This window comes from Sphingomonas sediminicola (assembly GCF_049991885.1).
GTDB classification, from domain to species: Bacteria; Pseudomonadota; Alphaproteobacteria; order Sphingomonadales; family Sphingomonadaceae; genus Sphingomicrobium; species Sphingomicrobium sediminicola.
Genome location: NZ_CP178916.1, coordinates 1,434,501 through 1,447,125, shown reverse-complemented (window position 1 = coordinate 1,447,125; position 12,625 = coordinate 1,434,501). Strand labels below are relative to the sequence as shown.

16 protein-coding genes and 1 tRNA gene are annotated in these 12,625 nt (G+C 65.1%); 15 read left to right on the top strand and 2 right to left on the bottom strand.

Annotated elements, in window-relative coordinates; genetic code table 11:
• Nucleotides 1–55 precede the first annotated feature (55 nt).
• From ACMC5O_RS07505 to ACMC5O_RS07485, 5 genes are all read left to right on the top strand, one after another.
• Nucleotides 56–193 carry a hypothetical protein gene (locus ACMC5O_RS07505; protein ID WP_187709291.1) on the top strand — a complete coding sequence of 46 codons (138 nt, stop codon included), beginning with the start codon at nt 56–58 and terminating at the stop codon, nt 191–193.
• Nucleotides 183–1,928 carry a hypothetical protein gene (locus ACMC5O_RS07500; protein ID WP_426692625.1) on the top strand — a complete coding sequence of 582 codons (1,746 nt, stop codon included), beginning with the start codon at nt 183–185 and terminating at the stop codon, nt 1,926–1,928. Before ACMC5O_RS07505 ends, ACMC5O_RS07500 begins: the two co-directional genes overlap by 11 nt.
• Nucleotides 1,929–1,977: 49 nt before the next feature.
• Nucleotides 1,978–2,820, top strand: coding sequence for a tyrosine recombinase (locus ACMC5O_RS07495; protein ID WP_246444743.1), 843 nt, complete (start codon nt 1,978–1,980; stop codon nt 2,818–2,820).
• Between the two features lie 33 nt (nt 2,821–2,853).
• On the top strand, nt 2,854–3,795 hold the full coding sequence (locus tag ACMC5O_RS07490) for an acetyl-CoA carboxylase carboxyltransferase subunit alpha (RefSeq protein ID WP_187709294.1): 942 nt from the start codon (nt 2,854–2,856) through the stop codon (nt 3,793–3,795).
• A gap of 97 nt (nt 3,796–3,892) precedes the next feature.
• A complete protein-coding gene (locus ACMC5O_RS07485; protein WP_426692624.1) occupies nt 3,893–5,350 on the top strand; it encodes a M48 family metalloprotease in 1,458 nt (485 codons plus the stop codon).
• Nucleotides 5,351–5,377: 27 nt separating this feature from the next.
• Here ACMC5O_RS07485 and ACMC5O_RS07480 read toward each other — a convergent pair whose 3' ends face one another.
• Both ACMC5O_RS07480 and ACMC5O_RS07475 read right to left on the bottom strand, forming a co-directional pair.
• The gene (locus tag ACMC5O_RS07480) at nt 5,378–5,557 is read right to left on the bottom strand and encodes a Flp family type IVb pilin (protein WP_246444418.1); all 180 of its coding nucleotides are present in this window, start codon (nt 5,555–5,557) and stop codon (nt 5,378–5,380) included.
• Nucleotides 5,558–5,642: 85 nt separating this feature from the next.
• Nucleotides 5,643–6,392, bottom strand: coding sequence for an SAM-dependent methyltransferase (locus tag ACMC5O_RS07475; RefSeq protein WP_426692623.1), 750 nt, complete (start codon nt 6,390–6,392; stop codon nt 5,643–5,645).
• A gap of 21 nt (nt 6,393–6,413) precedes the next feature.
• On the opposite strand from ACMC5O_RS07475, the gene ACMC5O_RS07470 reads away from it, so the two are divergent.
• The 10 genes from ACMC5O_RS07470 to ACMC5O_RS07425 all read left to right on the top strand — a co-directional run bounded on the left by ACMC5O_RS07470 (nt 6,414) and on the right by ACMC5O_RS07425 (nt 12,625).
• Nucleotides 6,414–7,169: a ComF family protein gene (locus ACMC5O_RS07470; RefSeq protein ID WP_187709297.1), complete on the top strand. Its 756-nt coding sequence runs from the start codon at nt 6,414–6,416 to the stop codon at nt 7,167–7,169.
• A gap of 14 nt (nt 7,170–7,183) precedes the next feature.
• Complete coding sequence (gene grxC / locus ACMC5O_RS07465) at nt 7,184–7,441, top strand: glutaredoxin 3 (RefSeq protein ID WP_187709298.1); 258 nt, start codon at nt 7,184–7,186, stop codon at nt 7,439–7,441.
• Entirely contained in the window at nt 7,441–8,268 is an 828-nt protein-coding gene (locus ACMC5O_RS07460) for a carbon-nitrogen hydrolase family protein (protein WP_187709299.1), read from the top strand. The genes grxC and ACMC5O_RS07460 overlap by 1 nt, the downstream gene beginning before the upstream one ends.
• Entirely contained in the window at nt 8,265–8,681 is a 417-nt protein-coding gene (locus ACMC5O_RS07455) for a DUF1178 family protein (protein WP_426692622.1), read from the top strand. The genes ACMC5O_RS07460 and ACMC5O_RS07455 overlap by 4 nt, the downstream gene beginning before the upstream one ends.
• Nucleotides 8,682–8,716: 35 nt before the next feature.
• Nucleotides 8,717–8,793, top strand: a tRNA-Arg gene (locus tag ACMC5O_RS07450).
• A gap of 24 nt (nt 8,794–8,817) precedes the next feature.
• Complete coding sequence (locus tag ACMC5O_RS07445; RefSeq protein WP_187709300.1) at nt 8,818–9,087, top strand: DUF6356 family protein; 270 nt, start codon at nt 8,818–8,820, stop codon at nt 9,085–9,087.
• Nucleotides 9,077–10,399 (top strand): FAD/NAD(P)-binding protein, encoded by a 1,323-nt coding sequence (locus ACMC5O_RS07440; RefSeq protein WP_426692621.1) that lies wholly within the window; start codon nt 9,077–9,079, stop codon nt 10,397–10,399. Before ACMC5O_RS07445 ends, ACMC5O_RS07440 begins: the two co-directional genes overlap by 11 nt.
• Nucleotides 10,396–11,019, top strand: a complete 624-nt coding sequence (folE, locus tag ACMC5O_RS07435; protein ID WP_426692620.1) for a GTP cyclohydrolase I FolE — start codon at nt 10,396–10,398, stop codon at nt 11,017–11,019. Before ACMC5O_RS07440 ends, folE begins: the two co-directional genes overlap by 4 nt.
• Nucleotides 11,020–11,159: 140 nt before the next feature.
• Nucleotides 11,160–11,996 (top strand): hypothetical protein, encoded by an 837-nt coding sequence (locus ACMC5O_RS07430; protein ID WP_187709303.1) that lies wholly within the window; start codon nt 11,160–11,162, stop codon nt 11,994–11,996.
• 83 nt (nt 11,997–12,079) lie between these two features.
• Nucleotides 12,080–12,625 carry a hypothetical protein gene (locus ACMC5O_RS07425; protein WP_187709304.1) on the top strand — a complete coding sequence of 182 codons (546 nt, stop codon included), beginning with the start codon at nt 12,080–12,082 and terminating at the stop codon, nt 12,623–12,625.

Sequence of the window (12,625 nt, the reverse complement as noted above, 5' to 3'; positions counted from 1 at the left end):
GCGGGCGGGGCGGCAAAAGCGGTCGCATTCCCGACCCAAGCAAACGCGAGTTAAGATGCCGCGAGCCGTGATTGTCCTCCTTGTCCTCGTCCTTCTCGTCGTTGGACTGATGTTCTTCTTCTCCAGCCGGGCAGGCGAAGTTCCGACCAAGACCATCGAGACCGAGGTGACCGCACCGGCCAATGCCAGCTAGCCGACTGCTCGTGGCCGCAGCCGCGGCTGCAATTGCCCTTCCAGCGCTCGCACAGGATGCGACTCCGCAGTCAAACGCCGCGGCTCCTGCGCCTGCGCCTGCGCCGGGCCCGGCTGCTCCGCCGGGATCCGCAGGTGAAAGCGAAACCGGAGTCGTCGAGCTAAATGCCGATCAGCTGACGGAGGTCGAGCCGCCTCCTCCGCCTGTTGAATATCCGGCCTTTGCACGGCGCGACCCGCGGCTCGTGGGGCGTCTCGACCCGGTCGAGCTTGGTCTCGGCGCCAGTCCGTGGCGTGGAGCGAGTGGCGCATTTCTGGGCTCGCTGATGCGGCGGATGGATACTCCGCTCGCGTCGCGCTGGGCGCATATCGCACTTCGCAACGCGCTTCTCTCAAAAGCGCTCGCACCGCGGAATATAAACCCCGTGGACTGGGCCGCCGAGCGTGCCTGGCTCCTTCTGAAGATGGGCGAGGCGGACGCGGCGCGGATGGTTGTGTCCGGTGTGGACACGGACCGATTCACTCCGCGCATGTTCCAGGTCGGGGTGCAGAGCGCGCTGGCCAATGCGGATCCCGCGGCGCTCTGCCCGCTTCAGGATGGCATCCAGAAGACCGATCGCAACATCGTCCAGATTGTCGACGCCATGTGCGCAGCGCTCGCGGGCGAGCCGGAGACCGCCAACGCGCAGATCGACGCAGCGCGGCGGCGCGGGCGGATGCAGGGCATCGATCTCGAGCTTGCGCAGAAGGTCATCGGCGCCGGGGCGAACACGAATCGCGCAGTGGACATCGACTGGGGCCCGGTCGATCGCATCGACAATTGGCGGTTCGGTCTCGCGACCGCGACTGGAATGACCTTCCCGGACCGGCTCATCAAGGGCGCCCCGACCCAAATCCGCGCCTGGCAGGCGGCGTCGCCGATGATCGCTCCGCAGGACCGTCTCGCATCGGCGCAGATCGCTGCGGGGCTCGGCGTCTTCTCGTCGCAGTCGCTCGCCGACCTCAACGCGCTGATTTACGATTCAACCGACCCGGACGACATTCCCGGAACCGCAGCCTTCCAGCTGCGGCAGGCCTTCATCGGCAAGGACCAGGACACGCGGCTCGGCGCGATGCGGAAGCTGTGGAGCGCGTCGTCCGATTACCTGGAGCTTCAGGGCGCACGCGCCATGCTCGGCCGCGCGTCAGCGATGGTTGAGCCGACCGCGGACCTCCAGTCGGACGCTCCGAACCTCATCGCATCGATGCTGGCCGCTGGCTACGACAAGGACGCTGGCCGCTGGGCCCGCGCGGTCAGCCAGATGGACGACCAATATGCGGACCAGGCTTGGGCGATGCTGGCGCTTGGCGCTCCCGACGGGACGCCCGTCGATCTCGGTGTCCGCCGGATCAATGCCTTCATCGACCGCGACAATAGCGACGGGAAAAGGCGCAGCGCTTTGCTGATCGCAGGCCTCGCCGGGCTGGGACGGATCGATCAGGAAACGGCGAGCCGGCTGAGCACCCGTTTCGGGCTTCGAATCGGGCATCGCTCGATCTGGACCCGGATGATCGACCGTGCGGCGTCGCTCGGCCAGGCCGGGACCGTGCTCGTCCTGACCGGCACCGGGATGCAGTCGGCGACCTTCGACGAGACCCCGCCCGCCCACGTCTTCCACTCGGTCGCCGCCCTGAAGCGCACGCGGCTGGAGTTCACGGCGCGAATGATCGCGGCGGAAGCGCTCGCGCGCACGTGACCTTGGGGTGAACCTCGAAGACAAGGCGCTGGTTGATCGCTTCCTCGACATGATGGCTGCCGAGGCAGGTGCATCCCGGAACACCTTGGCGGCTTATCGGACGGATCTCGAACGAACCTCGGAATCGCTCGGCGGAGTCCTTGGCGACGCGGATAGCGGCGCGCTGTCGGAGCTCGGCAAGAAATGGAGCGACCTCGCGCCATCGACGGTGGCCCGCCGGTCAGCGGCACTGCGGCGCTTCTACGGATTTCTGTTCGACGAGGGCATGAGAAAGGACGATCCGTCGGCCGCGCTTCCGCGCCCCGCCTTCGAGAGGCCGCTTCCGAAAATACTCGATTCCGACGAGGTCTCGGCGATGTTCCAGGCGGCCGAAGATCGCGCGTCGAGCGGCGAGCATCTCGCCCTTCGCAACCTCGCGCTTCTCGAACTGCTCTATGGATCCGGCCTTCGGGCGACCGAGCTGGTCAGCCTTCCACGCGGTGCGGTGCGCGTCGGTCAGCCGTTCCTGATCCTGCAGGGGAAGGGTTCGAAGGAAAGGCTAGTCCCAATCTCCAGCCGCGCCGAGCAGGCGGTCGTCCGCTGGCGCGAGGAAGTGCCGTCGTCGTCGCTCTGGCTTTTCCCGAGCGGCAAGTCCCATCTCAGCCGGATGCGCCTTTACCAGATCGTCCGAACCATGGCGGCAGACGCGGGAATCCCGCCCGAGCGCATTAGCCCGCACGTGCTTCGCCATGCCTTCGCGACGCATCTCCTGTCCGGTGGCGCCGATCTTCGCGTCGTCCAGTCGCTGCTCGGCCATGCCGACATCGCGACCACGCAAATCTACACGCACGTCGACAGCGCGCGGCTGATCGAACTGGTGAATACCCGCCATCCGCTCGCCGACCGTCGTTGACGTAACGGAACCTCCACCCTACCCGAACGCGCAATGCAGACGTACCTCGATTTCGAGAAGCCGATTGCCGAGCTCGAAGCCCGCGTGTCCGAGCTCAAGGAAACGGCGAACTCCGGTGAGCTCGACCTGGACGCGGAGATCGGCAAGCTTGAGGCCAAGTCGGCCAAGCTGCTGCGCGACACCTATTCCAAGCTGACCCCCTGGCAGAAGGCGCAGGTTGCCCGGCACCCGGAGCGCCCGCACTTCAAGGATTATGTCGCGGGCCTCACGAGCGATTTCGTGCCGCTCGCGGGGGACCGGTCGTTCGCGGACGATCCCGCGATCGTCGGCGGGCTCGCGACGATCGACGGCCGCAAGGTCCTGCTGCTTGGCCATGAGAAGGGCGACGACACCGCCTCGCGCCTGAAGCACAATTTCGGGATGGCGAAGCCGGAAGGATATCGGAAGGCCATCCGCCTGATGCGACTTGCCGACCGCTTTGGTTTGCCGGTCGTCAGCCTGGTCGACACTCCGGGCGCCTTTCCCGGCGTCGAGGCCGAGGAGCGCGGGCAGGCTGAAGCCATTGCACGCTCGACCCAGGAATGCCTCGAGCTAAAGGTGCCGATGATCGCCGTAATCGTCGGCGAGGGTGGAAGCGGCGGCGCGGTCGCAATCGCGGCTGCGAACCGCGTGCTGATGTTTGAGCATGCGGTCTATTCGGTGATCTCGCCGGAGGGCTGCGCCTCGATCCTGTGGCGGACCGCGGACAAGGCCGCCGACGCTGCCGAGGCGATGAAGATCACGGCGCAGGACCAGCAGGCGCTGGGCGTCGTCGACCGGATCGTGACCGAGCCGCTCGGCGGTGCGCACCGCGATCCCGACCTTGCGATTCGGAACCTCAAGGAAGCGATTATCGAGGAGCTGAAAGGCTGTTCCGCGCTGGGCGGGGGCGAGCTCCTGCGGCAGCGGCGCGCCAAATATCTGGCTATGACCTGACGGTCACAACAGGAACCCACCGCCTTAATCTCACGTTCAAAGACGCGAGGGTCAGTTACGTGGCCGTAGCGAATGTGAAAGGTTGGTTATGCGTTCCATGTTCCTCCTGCTCGGCACTGCCGCGATGGTGGCGTCGCCCGTAGCGGCCTCGGCCCAGATCGCCGGCCGTGGGATCAATCCGCGCTATGTGCAGGAAGCCCAGCAGGATCACCCGAAGCTGGTGGAGGAGTTCGGCGGCGCCGAAACCGGGTCGCGCGCGGCGTACATCAACAGTGTCGGCCGCCGCGTCGCGGCCTATTCGGGCGTGTCCCCGGGCGCATACCGCTTCACTCTCCTCAATTCGGCGGTCGAGAACGCCTTCGCCGTGCCCGGTGGCTACGTCTACATCACTCGCCAGCTGATGGGGCTGATGGACAATGAGTCCGAACTGGCCTTCGCGCTCGGCCACGAAGTTGGCCACGTCGCCGCCAACCATGCGCAGGCGCGAGAATCCTATGCGCAGCGGAGCGGAATCTTCGGCGTGCTTGGTGCCATCCTTGGGAGCGTAATCGGCGGCGGATTCGGAAGCGCGGTTGCGCAAATGGCGACACAGCGTTCCCAGCTGGCGACGCTCAGCTTCTCGCGCGATCAGGAGTATCAGGCGGACACGCTTGGCCTGAGGTACCTCGTCTCGGCAGGCTACGACCCTGCCGGCGCAGCCGGAGTCCTTTCGGCAATCACCCGGGCAACTGCGCTTGAAGCCCGAGTGCAGGGCCAGGACAGCCGCCAAACGCCGGAATGGGCCAGCACTCACCCCCTCAGCGTGAATCGCATGCAGCGCGCGCTCGCCGAAGCGCGGCAGACCGGGCGGTTGGGGAGCGGACTTCGCAACCGCGACCAGTTCCTGAGCCAGCTCGAGGGCGTCTACGTCGATGACGATCCCGCGCAGGGCGTCATCGAAGGCCGGACTTTCACCCATCCCGACCTGCGGATCTTTTTCGCAGTGCCGCAGGGTTATCTGATGCAGAACGGCACGACCGCCGTCTCGATCAGCGGAACGGCCGGGAAGGCGCAATTCAGCGGCGGCCGCTACAACGGCTCGCTCGAAAACTACATCACCCAGCTGCTCAGGGAGCTTGCGGGCAACGAGGTCCAGCTTTCCGTGCCCCAGCCGCAGCGGACCATGATCAATGGCATTCCCGCCGCCTACACGACGGGGCGCGCGGCAACGTCGTCAGGAACGGTCGACGTCAGCGTCTTCGCCTACCAGTGGAGCCCGAACACGGTTTATCACTTCGTGATGATCACCCGCGGCGGGCAGGGTGTCGGTCCGTTCGTGCCGATGGTGGAATCGATCCGGCGGATCACTCCAAACGAAGCCGCCGCCATCCGTCCGAGGATCATCGACGTGCATACCGTCGCGCCGGGCGAGACGGTGCAAGCGCTCGCGAGCCGAATGGCCTATCGGACCTTCCAGCTCGATCGATTCCTGGCGCTCAATAATCTGGCCGTCAACTCGAGGCTGGTGCCGGGCCAGAAAGTGAAGCTGGTCGTTTATGGGTCCCGGCGCGCCTGAACGCGGCCCCTGGCGCCGGGAACTCCGTTACGAGTTCTGCACTGCCTGTGAGATGTTGCTCCACATGCCACCGGCGCCGCCGCCCATTGCGCGAAGGCCACCCATCATCGCGATGACGATGAGTGCAGCGATCAGTCCGTACTCGATCGCCGTTGCGCCCTTCTGGTCGGTGCGCAGTCGCCGAAAATTCCTTCGGATAGCGTCCACGCCACCCTCCTCTGGTCCACGTCCACGACAGCCGATTACACCATTACGGGTTAACAACTGATGCGGCGCAGAGGTTAATACCGCTTCATCCATTTCCCGGAACAGCGGACGTCCAGGCGGCAAAGTGGAGCAGCTCGAACATCTCGGTGACACGGCCATCCTCGGCTCCGGACAGGAACTGTCGGCTTGCCGCGGCGATCGCTTCGCGGGTCAAAGGGCGACGAGCGCGCGATGCGAGGATGTTGGTCGCTCCCATTGAGCGCAGGTCGCGAACAAGGTCGGCCAGGCCCTTGTAGCTCACCTGGACGCGGTCCACGTCGACCACCGGCATTGTGAAGCCTGCCGACGACAGGAGCGAGGTGAAACCGGCCGGCTCGATGCGCGGATGCACGTGCGGCGTCGCGGCGCCCATCTTCTCATCGGCAGCCCGCATGGCGGATCGGAGGGCGGGCAAAGTGTCGCCCCCCGGAACCGCACCGATGAACAGGGAATCCTCGCGCAGAGCGAAGCGGATGGTCAGGAGCGCGCGCGGAAGATCGTTAACGGTATCCAGCTCCCCGACCGCGACGCACAGGTCGTACGAGCCGGGTTCGAGCTGCATCAGCCCATCCGTTTCGAAGAGGTCGACCTGGTCCGCGATCTGCAGGAGCCGTTCTCGCCAGCCCGGGTTCGGCGGACCGACCAGAAGCCCCGAGCGAAACCGACGCTGCACTAACGACAGGCGCTCGATGATGTCCTCGAACGCACGTTCATGCAGGAACAGCTCCAGCCCGCGCCGGAGCGCGCGTTTCCGGCGTAATGCCCGCAGCTTCTGTTCGAATAGCTCGTCTGCCACGGGGCGCTTGTGCGGCGGAGGATGAGCGGCGACAAGGACGGAGTGAGGGCGGGTGAGACTATTCGGTTCGCATTGAAGCAGGTGCTGGATTTCGCCCTGCCACCCCGTTGCGCGGGCTGCGGCACCATCGTCGCCGACCTGCACAGCTTCTGTCCGGAATGTCGGACCAGGGTCGAATTCCTCGGCGAGAGCGGCTGCTCGACCTGCGGAATCCCGCTGGAGGCCACGGACGCAGACACGTGCGGCTTTTGCATCGCCAAGCCGCCTCGCATCGGGCGCACACGGGCGGCGCTCGCCTATGACGAGCTTTCGCGAAGCATTGCGCTGCGCCTGAAACACGGGCGGAAAGTCGCGCTTGCGCGAACGATGGCGCGCTACATGGCGCCGCTGGTCCGATCGGATGGTGAGCCTCTTCTGGTGCCGGTTCCCTTGCATCGAAGCTGCCTGTGGTCGCGCGGGATCAACCAGTCAGCGCTGGTCGCCCGGGAACTTGCCAAGATGACCGGCCCGCGCACTGATCCCTGCCTCCTGAAGCGCGTGAAGCGGACGCCGGCGCTCAAGGGCATGAGCCCTCGCCAGCGACGGAAATTGGTCGCGGGCGCATTCAAGATGAAACCCGAGGCGGACCTTCAGGGGCGTACCATCGTTCTCGTCGATGACGTGCTGACGACCGGAAGCACCGCCAATGCCTGTGCGCGAGCGCTTGAGCAGGCAGGCGCCGGTCGCGTCGAACTGGTCAGCTGGGCGAGGGTGATCAAGCCGATGCAGTTGAGTTGAGCAGGAGCGAACGAGTGGCCCGGGTGGAGATTTATGTGAAGTCGACGTGCGGCTTTTGCTTTCGGGCGCTTCAGCTGCTCGAATCGAAGGGCGTCGACTATGAAGCGCACGAACTGACCTGGGGTAGCCCATTGCGGGAAGAGATGATCCAGCGCGCCAAAGGACGCACCACCGTGCCCCAGATTTTCATCGACGGGCAGCACATCGGCGGGTGCGAGGATCTCTATGCGCTGGACCGCGACGGCAAGCTGGAGCAATTATTGGCGGCCTGATGGTCAAGATCGCACTCTTCCAGTCGAATACGGGCATCGACCCCGCCGCCAATGCCGCGCGCATGGTGGACGCAATCGATCGCGCCGCGGACGCCGGCGCCGCAATGCTGTTCACGCCCGAAATGTCGGGGCTCCTCGATCGCGACCCCGAGCGGGCCGCGCACAACGTGCGGCTCGAAGAGAATGACGAAGTGCTCGCCGCGGCGAGAGAAGCGGCCCGCGAGAAGGAAATCTGGGTCCACATCGGTTCGCTCGCGGTGCGTACCGAGGGACGGCAGCTCGCCAACCGTGCCTTTGTAATTGACCCGCGAGGCGAGGTCCGGGCGCGCTATGACAAGATCCATCTGTTCGACGTCGATCTTCCCACGGGCGAGAGCTGGCGCGAGAGCAACGTCTACAAGCATGGCAGCGAGGCGGTGATCGTCGACGGTACGCCCGTGGGAAAGCTGGGCCTTACCATCTGCTACGATTTGCGCTTCCCGGCGCTGTTCGCTCGCCTTGCGGAGGCTAACGCCGATGTGATCGCAGTTCCGGCAGCGTTCACGGTCCCGACCGGAAAGGCGCACTGGGAAGTGCTCCTGAGGGCGCGCGCGATCGAAGCCGGCGTGTTCATCGTGGCTGCAGCGCAGTCAGGTCATCATGAGGACGGTCGCAACACCTACGGCCATTCGCTGGTCATCGATCCGTGGGGCGAGGTGTTGCTCGACATGGGCGAAGGAGCCGGTGTGAAGACGGTCGAGGTCGATCTGAGCAGGATCACGGACGTGCGCAGCCGCGTCCCGGCGCTCAGCCATCGCCGGCCCATCCACGAGGCGGTCGCGCGATGATCGTATTCGATCTCAAGTGCCTCGACGGCGGAGAAGTCTTCGAGGGCTGGTTCAGCTCCGGTGCCGACTTCGACGAGCAAACCGAGCGCGGGTTGCTGCAATGCCCTTATTGCGGGTCGGCGAAGGTCGAGAAGGCGCCGATGGCGCCGCTCGTCGGCCGGTCGGATGGGCCGCGCTCGGACGTGAAGGGGATGATGGCCGAATTGGCAGCGCTGCAGACGAAGATGCTCAGCAATTCGGAATGGGTCGGCGACAAGCTTCCGGAGCAGGCGCGCGCCATGCACCTAGGAGAGATCGAGCCGCGCGCGGTCCATGGCAAGGCGACCGCCGAAGAGACAAAGTCGCTGATCGAGGAAGGGGTGCCGCTTCTCCCTCTCCCGCTTCCGGTGGTGCCGCCCGGCCAAGTGAATTGATAAAGCCGCGCCTCTTGCCTATTCCGGCGCTCGGCGGCTCCGTAGCTCAGCAGGATAGAGCGTCGGTTTCCTAAACCGCAGGTCGGGGGTTCGAGTCCCTCCGGGGCCACCAAATTGGTTCACAGCGGACAGGGCAATGGCTGTAGAACAGCACAAATCGAAGGGCGGAAACCTCTTCACTGACCATCCACGATCTCTCGGAATGACGTGGGCTCAGCATGGCGCCGGAGCGGCCAAGATCGGTTTCGAGCTGCTGGCTGTAGGGGGTGCTTGCCTGATCCACGCGATTGTACCGGGCTGGTTCACCGAAACGGCAGGCAGGAAGATTGTCGACCTCAGCGAGCACATCAAGAAGCGGCGCATAGGGGCGAAGAACCCGGAGCAATGGTCTGACTATGACATCTGACCGGCACCTGCCGGTCGCGATCGTCGGTGGCGGATTTTCGGGCACCATGGTTGCGGCGCATCTCGCGCGCAAAGGCATCGAATCCGTCCTGATCGACGGCGCGGGCCGAGCCGGCCACGGTGTCGCCTATTCAACCCGAGAACCAGCCCACGTCCTCAACGTCCGCGCCGAGGTGATGAGCGCCTGGGCGCACGACCTCGACCATTTCGTCCGGGTTGCGGAGGCGGACGGCGGGCATCGCCGCGACTTCGTTCAGCGGCAGCAGTTCGGGCGCTATCTGCGCGGAATCCTCAAGGACACGATCGACAGCGGCTGCCTGCGGCTGGTCGAGCGACAGGCCGTTGAAGCCGAGCCGGGCGAGGACGGCTGGACGCTCCAGCTGGACAATGGCGAAGAGCTCCGGGCGAGCGGACTCGTCTTGGCGATAGGCAACCAGCCGCCCGAGCCGCTGCCGTTCGGACGTGACAGCTCGCGGGTCATTCACAATCCGTGGAGCGGGGACGCCCAGGCGGCGGTCGAGGACCTGGCCGCGAGCAACGAGGACGTCCTGCTGGTCGGAACCGGCCTGACCATGGTCGATGCCGTGCTTTCGCTCGACGCGGCCGGGCACCGCGGACGGATTGTCGCGCTGTCGCGGCGGGGATTGATACCGCGCGGGCATACGGACTCCGCCCCGGCACCGGTCGCCGCCGAGGACGTACCGCACGGTCATGTCCGAACGATCTGGCGCTGGCTCCGCAAGCGCGGCGCGGAAGTCGGCTGGCGCTCGGCCGTCGACGGGCTCCGGCCGCACAGCCACCGCCTCTGGCAGAGCCTTCCGCTGCACGAGCAGAAGAGATTTGCCCGTCACGCCCGGCCCTGGTGGGACGTTCATCGTCATCGCATCGCCCCGGAAGTCGCTGAGCGACTGCAAGGGCTGATTGCCGAAGGCCGGCTGCAAATCGTCGCTGGCCGTATCCAGTCTGTGACGGACGATGATCTTGGGCTGACAGTGGCTTACCGGCGGCGTGGGGCGTCGCGGCTCGACGAAGGCTGCTTCGCCTATATGATCAACTGTACCGGGCCGCTGGGAACCATTTCCCGCACGCGGGATCCATTGCTCAAGGGAATGCTCGCCGATGGACTGATCCGCCCCGACAACCTCGGGATTGCCCTCGACGTTGACGAAAGGTCGCGCGTAGCCGGATCCAACCGGGCCTGGGCGATGGGGCCGCTGACCAAAGGACGGTATTGGGAAATCATCGCGGTTCCCGATATCAGAGGGCAGGCGGCAGCGGTCGCGGACGATATTGCGATGGAGCTTGGGCGATGAGCGCGTTCGAACATGGCGAGCCGGAGGACGGCGACCTCGTCGAATCCTCTTCAACCGGCAAGATTCCGGAAGACGTGAGCGAGGCCATTCGGACCCTCATCCGCTGGGCCGGCGACGATCCCGAACGCGAGGGTCTACTCGATACTCCCCGGCGCGTTGCCAAGGCGTGGAAGGAATATGCGCGGGGTTATGAGGAGGATCCGGCGGTCCATCTCAGCCGCACGTTCCACGAGGTCGGCGGCTATGACGAGATCGTGCTGCTGAAGGACATTCCGTTCCAGTCGCACTGCGAGCACCACATGGCGCCGATCATCGGCAAAGCGTCGATCGCCTATCTGCCGGGCGACAAGGTGGTCGGCATCAGCAAGCTTGCGCGGGTACTCCACGGCTTTTCCCGCCGGCTGCAGGTGCAGGAGCGGCTGACGGCGCAGGTCGCGGACGCGATCTGGAATCATCTTCAGCCGAAGGGCGTCGCGGTCGTGATCGAAGCGAGCCATGCCTGCATGACCGCTCGCGGCGTTCAAACCCCCGGCGTGATGATGACTACCAGCCGGATGATGGGGACTTTCCGCGCCGACGAGCGGAGCCGCCGCGAAGTGCTCGCGCTGATGGGATACTAATCCGCGTTTACTTTCGATTAATTACAGATAATCTCCCGCGCCGGACGACCTCGCCCACCTGTCGAAATGACGGGGCCGACCAACCGAGCGGGCGGCCAATTGTGGCAGACCCCTCGTGTAGCTGAAGGGGGTACTTCCACATGAGATTGATGACGTGCACCGCCATCGCCGCCGCGATGATCCTATCTCTTCCGGGCTGTAAGCAGCAGGAAAGCGCCGCCGGCAACGAAGCTGCTTCAACCGAAGCGGCCGGCAGCCTTGCAGCGCTGAACGGCACCTGGAAAACCGATCGCGAAAGCGTGAAGTTCGAGCAGAAGCCCGACGAATATCTGCTGAAGGATGGCAGCTACAGCTGCAACACCTGCATCCCGCCGCTGACGACGCCGGCCGACGGTCAATTCCATCCGGTCAAGGACCGGCCGTACTACGACAGCATGTCGGTGAAGGTCGTCGACGACAAGACGGTCGAGTTCCATCGCAAGAAAGGCGACAAGGAAGTCTCTTCCAACGTCCTCACGGTCTCCGCCGACGGCAATACGGCAACGGCAAAGTTCCACGATGCAACGGTAACGCCCGCAGTCGACGGGCAGTCGACACTTAAGCGGGTTGGGCCTGCTCCGGCCGGTGCTCATGCCATTTCGGGTCAATGGACGCCGGAAAAGGTGAACGAGTATTCCGAAGAGGCGCTCAACGCGACGTACAAGATCGAGGGCAACAAGGTGAGCTGGTCCGGCCAGGGACAGTCCTACACTGCTGAAATCGGAGGTCCGGCGGTTCCGATCACGGGAGACATCGGAGGAACCACCGTCCAGGTCACTCAGGACGGCGGTGCGCTCAAGGAAACCTTTACCCGCGACGGCAAGGTCGTGAACGAGACGGCGACGACGGTATCGGCCGACGGAAAGTCGCTAACTTGGGTGAGCAGCGATCCTCGAGACGGCTCGAAGGTCACTGGCACGGCCAACAAGACCAACTGAGTTGGGGAGGCGCGCCGGGCGGTTCGGGGGATCCGTCCGGCAGCTCCCATGGAGACCATCCTCGCAATCCGCGTTGAATGGCCATGGCAAAGAAGCCTGAGCGCAAGCAGAAGCTGAAGGTCTTCGTGACCCCGATCGGCTTCCACGACGCTTATGTCGCGGCGCCAAGCCAGAAGGCCGCGCTCGAAGCTTGGGGCGCGGATTCGAACATCTTCGCGCAAGGGATCGCGGAGCAGGTCACCGACCCGAAGCTAATGGAAAGGCCGCTCGCCAGTCCCGGCAAGGTAATCAAACGGGTGCGGGCAAGCGCGGACGAGCACTTCGCCGAACTGGACCGGGCGGCGCCGAAGAAGGCGAAGGACAGCGGCAAGGTCGTCGCGCTCAAGCCGAAACCGAAGTCCAGGCCGAAGCCGAAACGGGACGAGCTCGAGGCTGCCGAAAAAGCGCTCGAGAAGGCCGAGAAGAAGCAGCGCAAGAAGCTCCGCGAGATTGACGATGAGCTGCAGGCGCTCGAGCGCAAGCGCCGCGATCTACAGCGAAAGCATGAGGCCGAGCGGGACTGGCTGTCCGAAAAGGCGGAACAGGCTCGTTCGAGCTACGAACGGGCCATGCGCGACTGGAAGGGCTAA

Coding starts and splice junctions, on each gene's coding strand:
- ACMC5O_RS07430 (WP_187709303.1), top strand. CDS start 11,160: ATGAGATTGATGACGTGCACCGCCATCGCCGCCGCGATGATCCTATCT.
- ACMC5O_RS07425 (WP_187709304.1), top strand. CDS start 12,080: ATGGCAAAGAAGCCTGAGCGCAAGCAGAAGCTGAAGGTCTTCGTGACC.
- ACMC5O_RS07485 (WP_426692624.1), top strand. CDS start 3,893: ATGTTCCTCCTGCTCGGCACTGCCGCGATGGTGGCGTCGCCCGTAGCG.
- ACMC5O_RS07505 (WP_187709291.1), top strand. CDS start 56: ATGCCGCGAGCCGTGATTGTCCTCCTTGTCCTCGTCCTTCTCGTCGTT.
- ACMC5O_RS07460 (WP_187709299.1), top strand. CDS start 7,441: ATGGTCAAGATCGCACTCTTCCAGTCGAATACGGGCATCGACCCCGCC.
- ACMC5O_RS07440 (WP_426692621.1), top strand. CDS start 9,077: ATGACATCTGACCGGCACCTGCCGGTCGCGATCGTCGGTGGCGGATTT.
- ACMC5O_RS07470 (WP_187709297.1), top strand. CDS start 6,414: ATGAGCGGCGACAAGGACGGAGTGAGGGCGGGTGAGACTATTCGGTTC.
- ACMC5O_RS07455 (WP_426692622.1), top strand. CDS start 8,265: ATGATCGTATTCGATCTCAAGTGCCTCGACGGCGGAGAAGTCTTCGAG.
- ACMC5O_RS07490 (WP_187709294.1), top strand. CDS start 2,854: ATGCAGACGTACCTCGATTTCGAGAAGCCGATTGCCGAGCTCGAAGCC.
- folE (WP_426692620.1), top strand. CDS start 10,396: ATGAGCGCGTTCGAACATGGCGAGCCGGAGGACGGCGACCTCGTCGAA.
- ACMC5O_RS07495 (WP_246444743.1), top strand. CDS start 1,978: ATGATGGCTGCCGAGGCAGGTGCATCCCGGAACACCTTGGCGGCTTAT.
- ACMC5O_RS07445 (WP_187709300.1), top strand. CDS start 8,818: ATGGCTGTAGAACAGCACAAATCGAAGGGCGGAAACCTCTTCACTGAC.
- ACMC5O_RS07500 (WP_426692625.1), top strand. CDS start 183: ATGCCAGCTAGCCGACTGCTCGTGGCCGCAGCCGCGGCTGCAATTGCC.